This is a genomic window from Variovorax sp. UMC13 (assembly GCF_014170375.1).
Classification (GTDB): domain Bacteria; phylum Pseudomonadota; class Gammaproteobacteria; order Burkholderiales; family Burkholderiaceae_C; genus Variovorax.
Window position 1 is genome coordinate 85,876 of record NZ_LZZW01000031.1, and the last position, 18,545, is coordinate 104,420.

Annotated in this window: 17 protein-coding genes and 1 pseudogene; 12 read left to right on the forward strand and 6 right to left on the reverse strand. The window is 62.3% G+C overall.

Annotated elements, in window-relative coordinates:
• Positions 1 to 5: 5 nt before the first annotated feature.
• Genes trbF through A9977_RS25410 form a run of 4 tightly spaced genes read left to right on the forward strand, consistent with a single transcriptional unit; the run spans position 6 to position 3,251 of the window.
• Positions 6 to 710 (forward strand): conjugal transfer protein TrbF, encoded by a 705-nt coding sequence (trbF, locus tag A9977_RS25395; RefSeq protein WP_003056121.1) that lies wholly within the window; start codon positions 6 to 8, stop codon positions 708 to 710.
• Positions 707 to 1,708: a P-type conjugative transfer protein TrbG gene (trbG, locus tag A9977_RS25400; RefSeq protein ID WP_003056120.1), complete on the forward strand. Its 1,002-nt coding sequence runs from the start codon at positions 707 to 709 to the stop codon at positions 1,706 to 1,708. Before trbF ends, trbG begins: the two co-directional genes overlap by 4 nt.
• A 2-nt stretch (positions 1,709 to 1,710) precedes the next feature.
• On the forward strand, positions 1,711 to 2,979 hold the full coding sequence (locus A9977_RS25405) for a TrbI/VirB10 family protein (protein WP_003056119.1): 1,269 nt from the start codon (positions 1,711 to 1,713) through the stop codon (positions 2,977 to 2,979).
• Positions 2,976 to 3,251 carry a DUF2274 domain-containing protein gene (locus tag A9977_RS25410; RefSeq protein ID WP_003056116.1) on the forward strand — a complete coding sequence of 92 codons (276 nt, stop codon included), beginning with the start codon at positions 2,976 to 2,978 and terminating at the stop codon, positions 3,249 to 3,251. The genes A9977_RS25405 and A9977_RS25410 overlap by 4 nt, the downstream gene beginning before the upstream one ends.
• A gap of 116 nt (positions 3,252 to 3,367) precedes the next feature.
• Here A9977_RS25410 and A9977_RS25415 read toward each other — a convergent pair whose 3' ends face one another.
• From A9977_RS25415 to A9977_RS25425, 3 genes are all read right to left on the reverse strand, one after another.
• Positions 3,368 to 3,847 carry a copper chaperone PCu(A)C gene (locus A9977_RS25415; protein WP_003056114.1) on the reverse strand — a complete coding sequence of 160 codons (480 nt, stop codon included), beginning with the start codon at positions 3,845 to 3,847 and terminating at the stop codon, positions 3,368 to 3,370.
• Between the two features lie 26 nt (positions 3,848 to 3,873).
• Positions 3,874 to 4,365 carry an SCO family protein gene (locus A9977_RS25420; protein ID WP_076841736.1) on the reverse strand — a complete coding sequence of 164 codons (492 nt, stop codon included), beginning with the start codon at positions 4,363 to 4,365 and terminating at the stop codon, positions 3,874 to 3,876.
• Between the two features lie 115 nt (positions 4,366 to 4,480).
• Entirely contained in the window at positions 4,481 to 5,368 is an 888-nt protein-coding gene (locus tag A9977_RS25425) for a LysR substrate-binding domain-containing protein (RefSeq protein ID WP_027011074.1), read from the reverse strand.
• A 171-nt stretch (positions 5,369 to 5,539) separates the two neighbouring features.
• Between A9977_RS25425 and phnC the strand changes: the two genes are divergently transcribed.
• The 8 genes and pseudogenes from phnC (at position 5,540) to A9977_RS25465 (ending at position 13,356) form a co-directional block, all read left to right on the forward strand.
• Complete coding sequence (gene phnC, locus A9977_RS25430) at positions 5,540 to 6,379, forward strand: phosphonate ABC transporter ATP-binding protein (protein ID WP_003056095.1); 840 nt, start codon at positions 5,540 to 5,542, stop codon at positions 6,377 to 6,379.
• Positions 6,373 to 7,251, forward strand: a complete 879-nt coding sequence (gene phnD / locus A9977_RS25435; RefSeq protein ID WP_003056094.1) for a phosphate/phosphite/phosphonate ABC transporter substrate-binding protein — start codon at positions 6,373 to 6,375, stop codon at positions 7,249 to 7,251. Before phnC ends, phnD begins: the two co-directional genes overlap by 7 nt.
• A complete protein-coding gene (phnE, locus tag A9977_RS25440) occupies positions 7,248 to 8,048 on the forward strand; it encodes a phosphonate ABC transporter, permease protein PhnE (protein WP_003056093.1) in 801 nt (266 codons plus the stop codon). Before phnD ends, phnE begins: the two co-directional genes overlap by 4 nt.
• 8 nt (positions 8,049 to 8,056) lie before the next feature.
• Positions 8,057 to 9,040, forward strand: a complete 984-nt coding sequence (locus tag A9977_RS25445) for an NAD(P)-dependent oxidoreductase (RefSeq protein WP_011517523.1) — start codon at positions 8,057 to 8,059, stop codon at positions 9,038 to 9,040.
• A 577-nt stretch (positions 9,041 to 9,617) separates the two neighbouring features.
• A complete protein-coding gene (locus tag A9977_RS25450) occupies positions 9,618 to 11,156 on the forward strand; it encodes an IS3 family transposase (RefSeq protein WP_003056089.1) in 1,539 nt (512 codons plus the stop codon).
• A gap of 70 nt (positions 11,157 to 11,226) precedes the next feature.
• Positions 11,227 to 11,697 (forward strand): annotated as a pseudogene (locus A9977_RS25455) (LysR substrate-binding domain-containing protein); the annotation flags it as partial.
• Positions 11,694 to 12,362 (forward strand): epoxyqueuosine reductase QueH, encoded by a 669-nt coding sequence (locus A9977_RS25460; RefSeq protein WP_003056085.1) that lies wholly within the window; start codon positions 11,694 to 11,696, stop codon positions 12,360 to 12,362. The pseudogene A9977_RS25455 and the gene A9977_RS25460, both read left to right, overlap by 4 nt.
• A gap of 103 nt (positions 12,363 to 12,465) precedes the next feature.
• Positions 12,466 to 13,356 carry a methylenetetrahydrofolate reductase gene (locus A9977_RS25465; protein ID WP_227472608.1) on the forward strand — a complete coding sequence of 297 codons (891 nt, stop codon included), beginning with the start codon at positions 12,466 to 12,468 and terminating at the stop codon, positions 13,354 to 13,356.
• Between the two features lie 511 nt (positions 13,357 to 13,867).
• Here the strand turns inward: A9977_RS25465 and A9977_RS25470 are convergent.
• The 3 genes from A9977_RS25470 to aceF all read right to left on the reverse strand — a co-directional run bounded on the left by A9977_RS25470 (position 13,868) and on the right by aceF (position 18,501).
• Positions 13,868 to 14,827, reverse strand: coding sequence for a class I SAM-dependent methyltransferase (locus A9977_RS25470; RefSeq protein ID WP_183027934.1), 960 nt, complete (start codon positions 14,825 to 14,827; stop codon positions 13,868 to 13,870).
• A 157-nt stretch (positions 14,828 to 14,984) separates the two neighbouring features.
• On the reverse strand, positions 14,985 to 16,820 hold the full coding sequence (gene lpdA / locus A9977_RS25475; protein ID WP_183027587.1) for a dihydrolipoyl dehydrogenase: 1,836 nt from the start codon (positions 16,818 to 16,820) through the stop codon (positions 14,985 to 14,987).
• A gap of 16 nt (positions 16,821 to 16,836) precedes the next feature.
• On the reverse strand, positions 16,837 to 18,501 hold the full coding sequence (aceF, locus tag A9977_RS25480) for a dihydrolipoyllysine-residue acetyltransferase (protein ID WP_183027588.1): 1,665 nt from the start codon (positions 18,499 to 18,501) through the stop codon (positions 16,837 to 16,839).
• Positions 18,502 to 18,545: the final 44 nt, after the last annotated feature.

The window sequence follows — 18,545 nt, forward strand, 5'->3', positions numbered from 1 at the left end:
CTCCCATGCGATTCAAACGACCGCAGGTGCGCTACGCCGATACGCCACAGCCTGCTACTCCGTATCAATCCGCCGCCCAGGTTTGGGACGAGCGCATCGGCTCGGCCCGCGTGCAGGCCAGAAACTGGCGTTTCATGGCCTTTGGCTGCCTCACGCTGGCCGTGCTGATGGCGGGCGGCCTAGTCTGGCGCTCGGCGCAGTCCATCGTCACGCCCTACGTCATTGAGGTGGACAACGCGGGCCAGGTGCGCGCTGTCGGCGAGGCCGCCACGCCCTACAAGCCCAGCGATGCGCAGATCGCCTACCACCTGGGCCGCTTCATCGGCCTGGTGCGCTCGCTGTCCATCGACCCCATCGTGGTGCGGCAGAACTGGCTCGATGCCTACGACTACACGACCGACAAAGGCGCGGTCGTGCTCAACGAGTACGCCCGCACGAATGACCCGTTCGCGCGCATCGGCAAGGAGTCGGTGACGGTGCAGATCACCAGCGTGACCCGCGCCAGCGACACGTCTTTCAACGTGCGCTGGACGGAAACGCGCTTCGTCAATGGCGCGCTGGATCGCACCGAACGCTGGAACGCGGTGATTTCCACGGTGCTGCAAACCCCGCGCACCGAGCAGCGTCTGCGCAAGAACCCCCTGGGCATCTACGTCAACGGGCTGTCGTGGAGCCGCGAACTGGAAGCTAACGAAGGAGCAAAACCATGAATGATCTTTTCCGTAAATCCGCCTTGCCGGTGATGCTTCTGGCTTCGACCGTGCTGTTCTCTGGCTGCGCTACTCAGGGCAAGCCGCCACCGACCATTTCGCTCGATGAGCCGGTGCAGGCCCAGCCGCTGCCGGAGCCACCAAAACCGGTGGAGGTGGTCACGGTGCCGCAGCCGCTCGCGCTGCCGTCGCAGTTGAAACCACTGCCAGAGACCGAGGAGGCCAAGCCCGCGCCGGAACCCGCGGATGAGAAAGTGCGCGTCTCGCGCGCCAATGCCGAGGCCCGTGTCGCGCCCACGCGCGAAGGCTACGTCAACGCGATCCAGGTCTGGCCCTTTACCGATGGCGCGCTTTACCAGCTCTATGCGGCCGTGGGCCGCGTGACGGTGGTTTCGCTGCAGCCCGGCGAGGAACTGGTGACGGTCGCGGCCGGCGACACGGTGCGCTGGATCGTCGGGGACACGTCGAGCGGCAGCGGTGAGGCTCTGCGCGTCAACGTGATGGTCAAGCCGATCCGCTCGGGCTTGAAGACCAATCTGGTCATCACCACCAGCCGCCGGACGTATCTGCTGGAGCTGACTTCGACCGAAAAGACGTGGATGGCGTCGGTGTCCTGGGAGTACCCGAAGGACAAGATGCTGGCCTTGCAGCGCCAGGCGCAGGCGGCCAGCGCCGCCGCCCCGGTCGATAGCGGCCTGTCGCTGGAGAAGATCCGTTTCCGCTATGCCATCAGCGGCAGCAATCCGCCGTGGAAGCCGCTGCGTGCTTTCGATGACGGCGAGAAGGTCTACATCCAGTTCCCGCCCGGCATCGCCCAGGGCGAGCTGCCGCCGCTGTTCGTGATCGGCGCGCAAGGCGACGGGCAACTGGTGAACTACCGATTCCGTGCGCCGTACTACATCGTTGATCGCCTGTTCGGCGCGGCCGAACTGCGCCTGGGCGGGGACAAAGGCGACGTGGTGCGGATTGAGCGCACGGACGGCACACGGAGGAACTGACCATGAGCCAGGACGATTCCCCTGATCTTGCGGCGCAGGCGGGCAAGGTCGCGCCCGAGGCGGTGGCGCTGCGCGCCCAGCCGCGCCCGGTCACGCGCCTGAACCGGCGCACGCTGGCCATCCTCGTCGGCGTCCTGTCGGTCGCCGTGCTCGGGGCCACGATCTGGTCATTGCAGCCGCACCGGCGCGGCACGGGCGAGCAGACCGAGCTTTACAACGTCGATCGCGTCTCGAAGTCCGAGGGGCTGGATGGTCTGCCGGCCGACTACTCGAAGCTGCCGCCGAAGGTGCCCGAGCTGGGGCCGCCGCTGCCGGGTGATCTCGGCCCAGCCATCGTGAAGTCGCAGCAGCCGGTGACGCCGGCCTACGCACCGCCGGGACATGATCCGGCGGATGCGTGGCGCAAGGAGGCCGATGCGGCGGCGAACTCGTCGGTGTTTTTCCGCTCGGGCAACCAAGGCAAGGCCACCGCGCCGGTCACGGCGCAAGCCGCTGCGGCTGCGCCCGGCAGCGCCTTGGCGGGCTTCGACCCGCTGGCCGCTGGCCCGGCCTCGACGGCGGCCCAGCCATCCGACCCGACAGCCGTGCAGAACCGGCAAGACCAGAAAGAGGCTTTCCTGAAAGGCGGTTCTACGGAAACCCGCAATTCCGGCAATCTCCAGATGCCGGCCTCGCCGTATCAGGTCATGGCGGGAACGGTGATCGCGGGCGCGCTGGTGACGGGCATCAAGTCCGATCTGCCGGGCGACGTGATAGCCACGGTGACGGAGCCGGTCTATGACACGGCCACTGGCAAGTTCCTGCTGATCCCACAGGGATCGCGCATCCTGGGCAAGTACAACAGCCAGGTGAGCTACGGGCAGAGCCGCGTACAGGTGGTGTGGAACCGCGTCATCCTGCCGGACACGTCCTCGCTGAAGCTAGACAACCTGGCGGGCACTGACCCTGCCGGCTATTCCGGCCTGGAGGATGGCGTCGATTGGCATTGGGATCGCGTCTTCGCGGGTGCGGCGCTGACGACCCTGCTGGGCGTGGGTGCCGAGTTGGCCGCACCGGAAAACCGGCAGGATGGCAACCGCATCGTGATCGCTGGGCGCGATAGCGCGCAGGACAGCATCAACCAGGTCGGCCAAGAGATGACCCGGCGCAACATGAACATCCAGCCGACGCTGACCGAGCGGCCGGGCCTGCCGGTGCGGATCATCGTCAACCGCGATTTTGTGCTGCGGCCGTACCAGCCTATGTTCTTCAACCGTGGAATTGCGAAATGAACACCACCAGGAAGTTGCGGCTTGGGCCGCTGCCCAAGGTCGAGAGCGTCAAGCTGGCCTTTGCGTGCCCGGTCAGCCTGAAAGCCGACCTCGACCGTTACGCCGCGCTGCACGCGCAGGTGTACGGCGAAGCGGTCGATGCCACGACGCTGATCCCGCACATGCTAGAGGCCTTCATGCAAGGAGACCGTGGGTTTCAGAGAAACAGCGCTAGTAAACACGCATTGCAAAACGCTGGTGGAGTAACCATCTCCGGTTGCCGTACGCCGTGAGCTTTTTGGCTATGCGTGACCTAGGTTGCGGGAGTTGGCATCGCGGCTTCGAATTTCGAGGGCTGCAAGCGGTGGGGTGTGCTACAGGTGCGCCATTCACCCACCCGCCAAGTGCTTCAGTGCTTGTGGCCGCCCTGGGCATCGTGGCCAGCCGGCTGGGCGCTGGCGTTGAGCGCACGCACGGGAGCCTTCACTTCGACCGATTCGCGCTTGCCGTCCGGGCCCTCGATGACGAGGGTCAGAGGCACCGTGTCGCCTTCCTTCACCTGCTGCTTCAGGTCCATCAGCATCACGTGGTAGCCGCCGGGCTTGAGTTCCACGGTCTTGCCTGCGGGCAGCTCGACGGCCGGCACCTGGCGCATCTTCATCACGTTGTCCTGCATGGCCATCTCGTGGACCTCGACGGCGGGCGTAAGCGGCGAGCTGGCCGAGACCAGCTTGCTATTCTTGGTTGCCTTCAACTGCATGAAGGCGCCGGTGGCTTTCTGTTGCGGTACGGTGGCGCGCACCCAGGCATCTTTGACGGTGACTTGCGCCTGGGCGGTGGCCGCGAGCAGCGAGGCGGCGACGATGGCTGTGCGGATGACGAGTTTCATGGTGTTCTCCTTGAGGGGATAGAGGGTCAGGCAGGGTTCAAGAGCTTGCGGATGTCGTCCGCATAGTCTTGGGCGGGTTGCTCATGGCGCAGGGCCAAGCGCAGCTTTCCTAGCGGGTCGTAGACGTAGCTGAGCGATGTGTGGTCCATGGTGTAGGACGATCCCGTCGGCATTTTCTTGTAGTAGACCTTGAAGTCCTTGGCGATCTGTGCGGTGCGTTCCAGGTCGCCGTACAGACCGATAAAGCTGGGGTCGAATGCAGCCGTGTAGGCTTTGAGCACCTCGGGCGTGTCGCGCTCGGGATCGACCGTGACGAACAGTGTCTGGAAGCGCTCGCCGTCGGGGCCGAGAAGCCGCTTGACCTCGGCCGCCCGCGCCAGGGCCGTCGGGCAGACATCTGGGCACTGAGTGAAGCCGAAGAAGACCAGGATGGCCTTGCCTCGGAAGTCCGCCAGCGTGCGCTCATTGCCATCCGGGTCGGAGAGCCGGATGTCCGTGGCATAGGTTGCACCGGTCAGATCGACACCTTTGTACGTGGGGACGTCTCAGGCCTGTTTGACTGACAGCATGGCTGCTAACGATAGGCTTGGCATGAATGATCCACTCGGGCCCTGTCGCCAAGTTCGTGAATCTTTAGGCCAGGCCTCTTCTCACCTCTTTTGCCAAGTCGAAAATCGTTGCTATCAGCGGAGCGTTCTGTCGTTCGCGACGACAGATGAAGTCGACGTGGGTGGCCATTGCTGTATCCAGAATCTTCAGCTTCACAAGACGCGGATCTGGAACATAGGCTGTCTCGGCAACGACGCCTAGTCCTATTCCTTGTGCGACTGCCTCGCGGACAGCCTCCCGGCTTCCCATCTCCAGCGCAACCTGGATGTTGATATTGCGGGCAATTAGCTCGCTCTCGAAGACTCTTCTTGTCGTTGAACCTTCCTCACGTATGACGAAGCGCTGGCTCTGAAGGTCCTTGAGCACTATCTCACCGCACCGGGCTAGGGCGTGCTCTCGGTTCGCAAAGACCACCAGGCGCTGTGACCTGTATGGCATGCAATGGAGTTCGGGGTGCTCGGCGTGATTGAGGACCACGCCGACATCACCCTGGTAGTCGAGGAGCTTTTCCGTGATTGAGCGGGAGTCGCCTACACGGACAGAGACCTCGACCTGGGGATGGCGGCTCCCGAAGGCCTTCAGAACAGGGACTACGTTGTACGGGCCGATCGCGTGAATCACAAGACGCCCGACGAATCGGTTTTTGGCTGCTGCCAAAAGGGCGTGCGCATCTTCCTCGCCGCTGAATGCCCGCCGCGTGTAGTCCAGCAGAGTCCTGCCAAAGGTAGTCAGCTCAAGCCGGCGGCCTTGACGAAGAAAAAGCTCCACGCCGTACTCATTCTCCAGGCGCTGAATATGCGCTGAGATGGTGGGCTGCTGTAGATCAAGCAGCTTCGCAGCAGCAGTCATGCTTCCGGCCCTTGCCGTCGCATCAAAGGCTTTCAAAGCCGCAAGTAGCGTGAGTCCAGACATAGGTGTTATCTATAGATACCCCTATTTTTCGGGGTGCAAGTTTCATATTGATGACACGTTCCACGAACAAACTGCACGCATGCCTAGCCGTATCGAACTTCTTTCTGCGGCAAATGTGCGTCATAAGCGCTCTCGCGCTGCTCGCAGGCAGAAACTTGCAAAGGTAACAACATGAAGTTGGAGAAGGACCGAGACGTTCTGAGTCTCAAGGGAGTTTCCGTCCGCTACGTTGACTCGACCGTGGCCTTGCACCCGACGAGTCTGGATGTGAAGCAGGGAGAGTTTTTGGTGCTTCTGGGCGCCTCGGGCGCAGGGAAGTCCACCTTGTTACGAAGCATCAATGGACTGGTGCTGCCCACAAAAGGCGAGGTATCGATACCTGGCCTGGCAGGTGGGGTAGTCAACGCAAAGACGCTGAGAGAGCACCGCAAGCGCTGTGGGATGGTTTTCCAGCAGCATCATCTGATTGGACGTCAGTCGGTCCTCAGGAATGTTCTGATGGGAAAGCTCGGTGACAGGGGTGCATTCGCTTCGCTATGGCCGTGGAGCAAGAAGGACAAGCTGGAGGCGCTCACAGTGATTGAGCGTGTCGGGCTGCTCGAAAAGGCGCTCTCCCGGGCTGATGCCTTGTCTGGGGGGCAGCAGCAGCGCGTAGGCATAGCTAGGGCGCTAATACAGAAGCCACGAATCCTGCTGGCCGATGAGCCTGTTGCCAGCCTGGACCCGGCAACCGCACATAGCGTGCTCACCTTGTTGCATGAGATCTGCAAAAAGGACCACCTCACCGCAATCGTGAGTCTTCACCAGGTGGAGCTCGCGCGCTCGTTTGCAGACCGAATCATTGGGCTCCGCCAGGGAGCTGTTGTATTCGAGGGTAGGGCAGAGCAGCTGAGTCCTGATGTTGCGCGGAACCTCTATGCAAAGCAGTCCAACGCTTCCAACACGAGTGCGTCCACTGATAGCCCCCGAACTCTTCAATCCAGTCAAACCAAGGAGCTCTTGCCATGCTGAATCGCCGTAACTTCTCTCTTGTTGTCAGCGCAGCTTCTTTTGCTGCACTCCTTCCTCTGTGGGCTCATGCGCAGGGAAAGGATCCATCAAAGCTTCGTGTCGCCCTTCTTCCAGATGAGAACGCTGCCAGCATCATCCAGAACGCGCAGCCTCTTAAGCGCTATCTTGAACAGCAGCTCAAGAAGGATGTTGAGATTGTGGTGACTACCGATTACTCCTCGATGATCGAGGCAATGCGGTTCGGTCGGATTGAGGTAGCGTACTTTGGACCGTTTTCGTACGTTTTGGCCAAATCTAAGGCGTCCGGGATTGAGCCCTTTGCGGTGGGCGTTGAACGTGGGTCGCCCACATACCAGTCGGTCCTCATCGCAACGGCCGGAGGGCCGGTGAAAACGCTTGAAGACGTGCGCGGCAAGCCCTTCGGATTTGGCGACCAGGCGTCCACATCAAGCCACCTTGCACCACGTGCACACCTGCTCAAGAAGTACAAGCTTGATGGTGAGAAGGACTATCGGCCAGTTCACCTTGGGGCACATGACGCGGTCGCACGTGCGGTGCAGTCGGGTCAGATTCCAGCCGGGGCTCTGTCCAAGCCGATTCTGGACAACCTCATCGCTCGAGGAAGCATTGATGCCACGAAGATTGTTCAGCTTGACCTTTCTGCTCCCATTCCAAACTATCCGGTCGTCATGCAGGGGGACCTCAAGCCTGAGCTCAAAGCTGCCATCCGCTCTGCCTTTCTGGACATGAAGGATGCTGAGGTGCTCAAGGCGTTTCGTGTCCAGGCGTTTGCCGCCACTGATGACGCTGCATATGACGTCCTTAGGGATACCGCAACCATCCTGAAGCTTGATTTGGGCCGTATGCAATGACCTCGGCTGCATTCGAGAACATCATCAGTCGCGACAAGCGGGAGCAGTTCATTGGACTGCGCAATACAGCGTTCGTCCTTCTGGTTTGCCTTGTAGCCCTGTACGTCACGGGGTTCTTCGATGCACAGCGGTTCATCGAAGGCGCCCCGGCTGTCAAGCAGCTCTCATCTGAGATGGTCCCTCCCAACTTCGACCGCTGGGAGCACTGGGTCATCCCGCTGAGGGACACCTTGGCGATGTCGATTGCCGGCACAGCACTGACTATCGTGCTTTCACTTCCGCTGGCGCTCCTGGCGGCTCCAAACACCACCCCCAATCCTTTGGTGGGAAGAGTGGCCAGAGTCATCCTGGCGGCATTCCGGTCCGTGCCAGAAATCATTCTTGGCATTCTGTTCGTGGCAGCCGTAGGGTTTGGTGCTCTACCTGGGGTGCTCGCACTAGCGTTGCATTCCACGGGAATGGTCGCAAAGTTTTACGCGGAAGCCATTGAGCACGTGGATCCGAAGCCACTTGAAGCAGCTGCTGCGGTAGGCGCAAGCCGCTTTCAGGTCATCTCGCATGCCGTTATCCCCCAAGTCCTTCCACAGTTGGCAGACATAACCATCTATCGCTGGGAGTACCACTTCAGGGCCTCCGCAGTACTTGGCATTGTCGGTGCAGGTGGCATCGGCTTCGAGTTGATGGCAGCACTTCGCCTTGTCAAGTATGACGAGGTCTCAGCCATCCTTCTGTCGATTCTTGCCTGTGTCCTCGTGGTTGACAGCATTGGATCGATGCTGCGAAAGCGTCTCAAGTAAATCGAAAAATGAATCATCGGAAAATCGTCGTAACGCAGCCAGTTCATGAAGAGGTTCTAAGGAAGCTCCAGGCTGAGGGTGAGGTCATCATGAATCCAGGGCCTGACCCCTGGAGCCCCAGCCAGCTCAGGGAGTACCTCGTGGATGCTGATGCCATGATGGCCTTCATGACAGACAGTGTGACCAAAGAGTCGCTGCTGAACGCTCCCAGGCTCAAGACCATCTCCTGTGCACTCAAGGGGTACGACAACTTCGACCTGAGGGCTTGCGCACAAGCCGGGGTGAGCGTCACCTTTGTTCCTGACCTCCTCACAGAGCCCACAGCCGAGCTGGCCATCGGATTGGCTATTGCTGCTGGCAGGAACGTGCTTCAGGGTGACGCCGCTACAAGAGCAGGCTACTCTGGGTGGAGGCCAGCTCTATACGGAACCGGGCTTCATGGGTCGGTGGCCAGCGTGATCGGTCTCGGAAAAGTTGGGCAGGCCATATTGGCGCGACTCGCGGGCTTTGGCTGCGCGCGGCTGCTTGGTGTAGACCCAAGTGTGCGTCTAGATCAGGTCGAACTGGTCACGCTTGATGAGGCTGTCAGCACATCGGACTATGTGTTCCTGGCAGTGCCTCTTGTTAGCGATACGCGCCACCTGGTTGACTCCAGGATGCTTCAACTATCGAAAAAGGGCCAGATCCTTGTAAACGTGGGTAGGGGGTCTGTGGTCGACGAAAGGGCGGTTGTCGATGCCTTGGCGAATGAGCAACTTGGCGCGTACGCCGCTGACGTCTATGAGATGGAAGATTGGCTACTTCCAGACAGACCTCGCGAAATTCATCCGGGATTGACCAACAACGCCAGAACAGTACTCACTCCCCACATCGGCTCGGCTGTGAGACGCGTACGGTTCGAAATTGAAATGCGGGCTGCTGAGAACCTAGTCCGCTCACTCAGGGGCGAGAGTTTGAGTGATGTTGCTGTCGAGGCCAGCGCGGCAGCATAGGTATGGTTGCTCGGCGGTTTGCACGCCAGCTGAAATGGGCGCGGCTTCAGAGCCTATGTCCTATGGCTGGGTGCAACCTGCCCGTGTGATGCCATCCTGCTCGCCAAGGGGAAATGACTTGAGTCATCATCGAAGTGGTTTAGCGATGATGTTCTCTGCACGGCGCAGCTCATGGGGTAAGCCCAAATGGGCGCATGGCAAACACCAGATACTTCGAGGGGTCAGGCTACAACACTGATCGTTCTTGGCCTCTGATAGTGGTTTCAACCCAGGACGTTTCAGCTGAGGTCATTACATTCGGCTCGTAGTAGAGGTGACGCTGCTTTGCGAGTTCTTGGACTGCACGGCTGAACCCTAGGTCTAATACAACCGCACTGCGCAGAGTGTTGAGATGCACCGCCGAAAGTGTCTCCCTCGCCCCTTTAGGGTCTGCCTTAGAGTTCACGCAGACGACGAGGTGCGTTGTCGCCGATAGACTGCTTTGATGCATCTCAATGAATCTAGGCTGTTGATTTCCACGCAGAACTGACCCGCCGGGGATGCGGACAAAAACTTGGACTACCAGGGGAGGTAGTTCATGTACTCATACGCAGACAGGATTCGTGCAGTTGCGCTTTACATCAAGCTTGGCTTGCGTGTCAGAGCCACGATTCGCCAGTTGGGGTACCCAACCAAGAACGCATTGAAAGGCTGGTATCAGCACTACCTGAAGCATCAGGATTTGCCAGCAAGCCAAGCTCCAAGAGCACCAAAATATTCGCTGCAGCAAAGGCAGGTGGCTATTGCTCATTACCTCGCCCATGATCGCTGTATTGCTGCAACGATGAGGGCTTTGGGTTATCCGGGTCGAGGAACGTTGACTGCGTGGGTTCGGCAAGACTGCCCTGACACCTGCAAATCGAGAGTAGGCAGATCTTGGCCGGCTACAAAGCCTGATGCCTTGATGTGTGAGGGCGTGGTGCAGCTGTGTGCCCGTCGATCAAGTGCACAGCAGATTGCGGACAAGTTAGGGGTGTGTAGGGGGACCTTGTACAACTGGAAAAATCAGTTGCTTGGCCCTTGTGCCCCAGCCTCAATGAAACACAGTCCAAAGCGATCGCCAGTGTTGGATGAAGCAGCACTCAGGCGCCAAGTTGAATCATTGCGCCAGGATGTTCGGCGGCTGAAGATAGAACGTGAGCTTCTCAAGCAGGCCCATGAAATCTTAAAAAATGGGGCTGACATTGATCTGCATAGGCTGGCAAACAAAGATAAGGCTGTGCTGGTTGAAGCGTTGCACGGGCAGTATGAATTGCCAGAACTGCTTTCTCTTGTTGGCCTTGCTAGAAGCTCGTATTTTTACCATCGTGCTCGGCTGAAGCTGGCTGACAAATACGTTGATTTACGCCGAAGCATCACAGAGATCTTCGACAACAACTACCGTTGCTATGGATATCGCAGGGTGCAGGCATCTCTGCTCAAGGAGTGCACGGGCATCTCAGAGAAGGTGGTTCGTCGGCTGATGAAGCAGGAGGGGTTGATCGTGGCCAAGCCCAAACGCCGCAGATATAACTCCTACCTTGGAGAGATAGGTGCCGCCCCGCAAAACCTCATCAATCGAGACTTCCGTGCCGCTGCGCCCAATGAGAAGTGGCTCACCGACATTACTGAACTCCAGATTCCTGCTGGCAAGGTTTACCTGTCGCCAGTCATTGATTGCTTTGACGGGCTGGTGGTGAGCTGGTCGATTGGGACTCATCCCAACGCACATCTCGTCAACACAATGCTGGATGCGGCCATTGATGCTGTTCAAGGCAGCGAGAGCCGCCCTGTGATTCATTCTGATCGTGGAGCTCACTACCGCTGGCCAGGCTGGCTCTCGAGGGTCCATGATGCAAAGTTGACTCGCTCGATGTCTCGCAAAGGGTGCTCACCAGACAACGCTGCGTGCGAAGGCTTTTTTGGAAGGCTAAAGATGGAGCTGTTCTATCCCAACAACTGGCAATCAACAACGATTGAGCAGTTCATTGAAGCTGTCGATGCGTACATTCGTTGGTACAACGAAAAACGTATCAAGGTATCTCTGGGACGTTTAAGTCCTGTGGAATACCGGCACAAACTTGGCCTAGCCGCATAAAACCAGTCCAAGTTTTTATCCGCACCCCCACCGGGGGCTAGTGGGTCACTTCTGGGTGGAAATCAACACGCTGTTCAAGCCGGGGCTGAAGTTCGAACCCGTGTTCGACTACGAGCAGGTGCTGGTCGTGGCCAAAGACCACCCCCTGGCTTCTACGGCCTACGTGAAGCCCCAGCAGCTGACCCGGGAAGTGCTCATCAGTTACCCCGTGGACATCGAACGCCTGGACATCTACAGCCAGTTCCTGTTGCCGGCCGGCGTGACGCCCAAGCGCCACAAAGCCATCGAAACCACCGACATCATGGTGCAGATGGTGGCCAGCGGCCGCGGTGTCGCCGCGCTGCCGCGCTGGCTGGTCGAGGAATATGCGGCCAGGATGGACGTGGTGCCTGTGCGGCTGGGCGCGCGCGGTATTGCCAAGCAGATCTTCCTGGGCGCACGCGAGGCGGATACCGCCATTGACTACGTGCGGGCCTTCGTCGAACTGGCCCGCCAGCCTGCAACTGCCACCACCGCTATTGCCCAAGGAGCCAAGGGATGAACACCACCGTCGAACGCAAAGCGCTTGCGCTGCCCGGAGGCCACGACAAGGTGCTGCTGCATTCGTGCTGCGCGCCGTGCTCAGGCGAGGTCATGGAGGCCATGCTGGCCTCGGGCATTGACTACACCATCTTTTTCTACAACCCCAACATTCATCCGCTCAAGGAATACGAGCTGCGCAAGAACGAGAACATCCGCTTCGCGGAGCAGTTCGGCGTGCCCTTCGTCGATGCGGACTACGACCGGGACAACTGGTTCGAGCGCGCCAAGGGCATGGAGCACGAGCCCGAACGCGGCGTGCGCTGCACCATGTGCTTCGACATGCGTTTCGAGCGCACGGCGCTGTATGCGCATGAGCACGGCTTTCCGGTGATCACCAGTTCCCTGGGCATCTCGCGCTGGAAGAACATGCAGCAGATCAATGACTGCGGCGTGCGTGCGGCGGCCAAGTACTCTGGCCTGATGTACTGGGAATACAACTGGCGCAAGGGCGGCGGCTCGGCGCGCATGATCGAGATCAGCAAGCGCGAGAACTTCTACCAACAGGAATACTGCGGCTGCGTCTACTCGCTGCGCGACACGAACCGCCACCGCGTGGAAAGCGGCCGCGAGCGCATCCAGCTCGGCGTGACGTTCTACGGTGACGAACAGCCCCCCAAAGATTGACGCGCCCTGCCGGGTGAGCGATGCCGCTCCATGGCTTCCAACCGACCCGATCAGCGCTGGCGGGTCGGAACTCTCCCAACAGTCGCCAGATATGGCAAGCCCCTTGCTTCATTCCGACAAGTCCAAGCCCATCGGCAACATCACCGACGCCTATTCGTTAGAGGTCAACGCGAAGGATATCTCTGCGCTGACCGCAGCGGCGCCGCGTGTATTGCCCGGGTCAACCATTTCCATTCCCTACCTGGCGAACCAGGACAACGACGCGCGACTGGCCGCAGCGCAGGCCGTTCGCGGACTCGGCTTTGAGCCCATGCCTCACCTCGCTGCACGCCGTATCGCCTCGTTCGCAAAACTGGAGTCGTTCATCCAGCGCGCGGTCGCGGAAGCCGGCGTCAAGCGTTGCTTCGTGATCGCTGGAGATCCGTCCACCCCGCTGGGGCCGTTTGCCGACAGCTCCTCACTGATCGAATCAGGCGTGTTCGAGCGCTCGGGCATTCAGATGGTCGGCGTGGGTGGCCATCCCGAGGGCCATCCGGTCATGAGCACATCTGATCGTTGGAAAGTGCTCGAACACAAGTGTCGCTGCATCGAAGGGCGCGGCATGGCGCCCTTGATCGTCACGCAATTTGCCTTCGATGCCGACATCGTGCTGGCCTGGCTGGAAGCCCTGCGCGGGCGTGGCGTCGAACATCCCGTACGCGTGGGCGTGCCGGGCCCTGCAGGCGTGGCGGTGCTGGCGCGCTATGCCGCCTTGTGTGGCGTTAGCGCATGCGCGTCGATGTTGTCCAAGTACGGCATCTCGATCAGCAAGCTGTTCGGCATAGCAGGCCCGGATCTCTTTGTGGATCGTCTGACCACCCGCCTGACCGAAGCACATGGAAAGGTGAGCCTGCATTTCTTTCCATTCGGAGGCATCGCTCAGTCCGTGAAGTGGGTAGAGCAGTACTGCTCGCGTGCCGAGCCTGAACAACCCATCGACACGGCTCCCATGTGATTACTGCGCCTCCAGCAGTCGCTTGCACTGGCATGCCCCATAGAAGCAGACCTCGTTGGGGCGAACGCTTCGAGAGCATCCTACCGCCCGCCTCAGCCTTCGCGTTGCGCAAGCGCCCCATGGGCGCGATCCCATTGGCACAGGACACACGCGGCCAACATCACCGGACGCAGGCGCAAATGCCACATCGAAATGGATCGCCCGCATCATCGGCTTCGACGGTGCGAGCTATCGATTGGCAGATTGGGGGGGCAAACACGATAAACGCCCTTCTCGAACTGCCTTCTGTAGGAAGATGGTGATAGACCGAAACTTTGATGATGCGACTTTGCTCGCTGAGACATCCTTACGTTTGCCACTGCAAAGCGCCTATGTGGCACCTAGCTCGCAAATCAGCAAGGATGCGTAGCGACCAAAATATGGACTAACCTGTTATTCCATAAGACCTTTTACGGAACTGTCCGTCTACATCAAAGACTTGACAGCGGACATTTTTCATGGGGCAACGGCCTCAGCCCGCGCGGTAGAGCAGCACCTTGAGCGCCCGATCGGGCGCCGCATCGGCGAACGCCGGGGGATTGGCCAGCCGCTCGACGAAGGCCAGCGACGGCGCCGAGGCCGCCACCTGCGCCTGCAGGAAGTCCGGCCCCAGTTCCGGCGCGTTGAGGCACAGCAGCACACGGCCCTCGGGCGCGAGCAGCTCCGGCAGCCGCCGCAGCAGCCGGGCGTAGTCCTTGGTGGCGACGAAGCTGCCCTTCTGGTAGCTCGGCGGATCGACGATCACCAGGTCGTAGGGCCCGGCGCGGCCGATGCGGCCCCAGCTCTTGAAGATGTCGTGGCCCAGGAAGCTCGCCCCCTTCAACACGCCATTGAGCCGGTGGTTCTGCTGGCCGACGGCCAGCGCGCGGCTGCTCATGTCCATGTTCAGCACCTGGTCCGCGCCGGCCTGCAGCGCGACCACCGAAAAGGCGCAGGTGTAGGCGAAGAGATTGAGCACCTTCAGGCCCGGCGCCCAGCCGCCCGCCGCGCGTGCCGTGGCGTTGGCGGCCGCGCGCTGCGCGACATGCGCGCGCGTCCACTGGCGGCCGGCGGCCATGTCCAGGAACAGGCCGTGGTTCTGCCCCTGCAGCAGGTGGACGCGGTAGCGCGTGCCCTGCTCCGCCACTTCATGCACCTCGGGCACTTCGCCGGCCATCAGCCGCGTCTCGGTCTGCCCGCCCCCTTCGCGCGTCTGCAGGACCCAGTTCAGGGGGCCGGCATCGAACTGCCGCCAGCGCGCGGCCAGCGCCTCGCCGACGGTGATCAGTTCCGCGTCGCCGACGGGCCGGAAGCAGGTCAGCAGCAGCACGGGCGCAAAGGCGTCGAGCGCCCAGTCTTCGCAGCCCGGGTGCAGGCCGCCGCGCCCGTGGAAGATGCGGGCGGCGTCGGTGGGCCGCTCCATGCGGGCGATGGTGTCGAGCAGGGCTTGGATACGAACCTCGATGGCGCGGGCGGGCCGCGGCGGATGGCGTGGAGGGGCGATGGCGTTCATCGCGACGGAGCAGGAGCGCTCGCTCGATGGTATCGCCCGCGCACCCAGAAAAAATCCCGCCGGCGGCGGGATTCTTCGTGCAGGCCGGGCGCGCCGCTCAGCGCTTGGCCGGCGGCAGGTCGGTGCAGGTGCCGTGCGCGACTTCCGCCGCCATGCCGATGCTTTCGCCCAGCGTGGGGTGCGGGTGGATGGTCTTGCCGATGTCGATCTCGTCGGCGCCCATCTCGATGGCCAGCGCGATCTCGCCCAGCATGTCGCCCGCGTGGGTGCCGACGATGCCGCCACCCAGGATGCGATGGGTCTCGGCGTCGAACAGCAGCTTGGTGAAGCCCTCGTCGCGGCCGTTGGCGATCGCCCGCCCCGAAGCGCTCCACGGGAAGTGGCCCTTCTTGACCTTGATGCCTTCGGCCTTGGCCTGGTCCTCGGTGAGGCCGACCCAGGCCACCTCGGGATCGGTGTAGGCCACGCTGGGGATCACGCGGGCGTTGAAGGCCGCGCTCGAGAGCTCCTTGTCGCCCTTCTGCTCGCCCGCGATGACCTCGGCCGCCACATGCGCCTCGTGCACCGCCTTGTGCGCCAGCATGGGCTGACCCACGATGTCGCCGATGGCGAAGATGTTGGGCACGTTGGTGCGCATCTGGATGTCGACCGGGATGAAGCCGCGGTCGGTCACGGTCACGCCGGCCTTCTCGGCACCGATCTTCTTGCCGTTGGGGCTGCGGCCCACGGCCTGCAGCACCAGGTCGTACAGCTGCGGCTCCTTGGGCGCGTTCTCGCCTTCGAAGGTGACCTTGATGCCGTCCTTGGTCGCCTCGGCGCCCACGGTCTTGGTCTTCAGCATGATGTTGTCGAAGCGCGGCGCGTTCATCTTCTGCCAGACCTTGACCAGGTCGCGGTCGGCGCCCTGCATCAGGCCGTCGAGCATCTCGACCACGTCCAGGCGCGCGCCCAGCGACGAATACACCGTGCCCATCTCCAGGCCGATGATGCCGCCGCCCAGGATCAGCATGCGCTTGGGCTCGATGCCCATCTCCAGCGCGCCGGTCGAGTCCACGATGCGCGGGTCGTCCTTGGGCATGAAGGGCAGGCTCACGGACTGCGAACCGGCCGCGATGATCGCGTTGCGGAACTTCACGACCTGCTTCTTGCCGCTGGTGTCCCAGCCCGTGCCCGAGGTCTCGTCGACCTCGAGGTGGTTGGCGTCGATGAAGCTGCCCACGCCGCGCACCACCGTCACCTTGCGCATCTTGGCCATGGCCGTGAGGCCGCCGGTGAGCTTGCCCACCACCTTGTTCTTGTGGCCCAGCAGCTTGGCGCGGTCGATGGTCGGCGCGCCGAAATCCACGCCCAGGTCGGCGAAGTGCTTGACCTCGTCCATCACCGAGGCCACGTGCAGCAGCGCCTTCGACGGGATGCAGCCCACGTTGAGGCAGACGCCGCCCAAGGTGGCGTAGCGCTCGATCAGCACCACCTTGAGGCCGAGGTCGGCCGCGCGGAAGGCGGCGGAGTAGCCGCCGGGGCCGGCACCGAGCACGACCACGTCGCACTCGACATCGACCTGGCCGCCGAAGTTCGACACCGGCATGGGCTTGCTCCCTGCCCCGCTGGGGGAGGGTTGGGGTGGGGGCTCGGCAGCCTTCGCAGGCGCAGCGGCGGCCGGCGCGGGCGCAGCCGCAGGTGCCGCCGCGGCACCTTCCGCCACCTCCAGCGTCAGCACCACCGAGCCCTGCTTGACCTTGTCGCCGATCTTCACGGCCACGGCCTTCACCGTGCCCGCGGCCGAGGACGGGATCTCCATCGAGGCCTTGTCCGACTCCACGGTGATCAGCGACTGCTCGGCCTTGACCGTGTCGCCCACCTTCACCAGCACCTCGATCACCGCGACCTCGTCGAAGTCGCCGATGTCCGGAACCTTGATCTGTTGTTCACTCATCTCGGGTTCCTTGTTCTCAGAGCAGCACGCGGCGGAAGTCCGCCAGGACCTGGCCGAGGTACGCATTGAAGCGCGCAGCCGAGGCGCCATCGATCACGCGGTGGTCGTACGACAGCGACAGCGGCAGCGTGAGCTGCGGCACGAACTGCTTGCCGTCCCACACCGGCTTCATCGCGCTCTTCGACAGGCCCAGGATCGCGACTTCGGGCGCGTTGATGATGGGCGTGAAGTGCGTGCCGCCGATGCCGCCGAGCGAGCTGATCGAGAAGCAGCCGCCCTGCATGTCGGCGCCGCCGAGCTTGCCGTCGCGCGCCTTCTTGGCGAGTTCGCCCATCTCCTGGCTGATCTGCAGGATGCCCTTCTTGTCGGCATCCTTGAGCACCGGCACCACCAGCCCGTTGGGCGTGTCGGCCGCGAAGCCGACGTTGTAGTACTGCTTGTAGACCAGGGTGTCGCCATCGAGGCTGGCGTTGAACTCGGGGAATTTCTTCAGCGCCGAGACCACCGCCTTGATCACGAAGGCCAGCATCGTGACCTTCACGCCCGACTTCTCGTTCTCCTTGTTGGTCGCCACGCGGAAGGCTTCCAGCGCGGTGATGTCGGCCTCGTCGTTGTTGGTGACGTGCGGGATCATCACCCAGTTGCGGTGCAGGTTCGCGCCGCTGAGCTTCTTGATGCGCGACAGCTCCTTGCGTTCGACCGTGCCGAACTTGGTGAAGTCGACCTTGGGCCAGGGGATCAGGCCCAGCGCCGCGCCGTCGCCGCCACCACCGGCCGGGGCCTTGGCCGCCGACGCCTTGGTGCTGGCCGCGCCGCTCATCACGGCCTTGGTGAAGGCCTGGATGTCTTCCTGCGTGATCCGGCCCTTCGGGCCCGAACCCTTGACCTCTTCCAGCGGCACGCCCAGCTCGCGCGCGAACTTGCGGATCGAGGGCGAGGCGTGCGGCAGGCTGCCAGTGGGGGCCGTGGTCGGGTTGTGCGCCGCCGGCGCAGGGCCCGAAGCCGCCGGCGCGGGGGCCGAAGCCGTGGCCGCGGCGGGTGCTGCCGCAGCGGCTGCGGGCGCAGGAGCGGCCGCCGGCGCGGGTGCCGGTGCCGCGCCAGCCGCGCCTTCGAGCACCGCGATCAGGTCGCCGATGTTCACGACGTCGCCGATCTTGACCTTGAGCTCCTTGAGCACGCCGGCGGCCGACGACGGGATCTCCATCGAGGCCTTGTCCGATTCCACCGTGATCAGCGACTGGTCGGCCGCGATCGTGTCGCCGGGCTTGACCAGCAGCTCGATCACCGAGACGTCCTTGAAGTCGCCGATGTCGGGCACCTTGACGTCGACCGGGCCGGCCGATGCGGCGGGCGCCGGTGCGGCGGCCGGCGCGGGGGCCGCCGCCGCAGGGGCAGGTGCCGCGGCCGCCGGGGCCGGGGCCGGCGCCGCGGCCTCGCCCGCGCCTTCGGCTTCCACCACCAGCACGACCGAGCCTTCCTTGACCTTGTCGCCCACCGCGACCTTGATCTCCTTGACGACACCGGCCGTCGACGACGGAATCTCCATCGAGGCCTTGTCCGATTCCACCGTGATCAGCGACTGCTCGGCTTTCACCGTGTCGCCCACTTTCACCAGCACCTCGATCACCGCGACTTCATCGAAATCGCCGATGTCCGGCACTTTCACATCCACTGCTGCCATATCGTTGTCTCCCGCCCGTCGGGCGCGTCGGTTGTTCGGGTTGG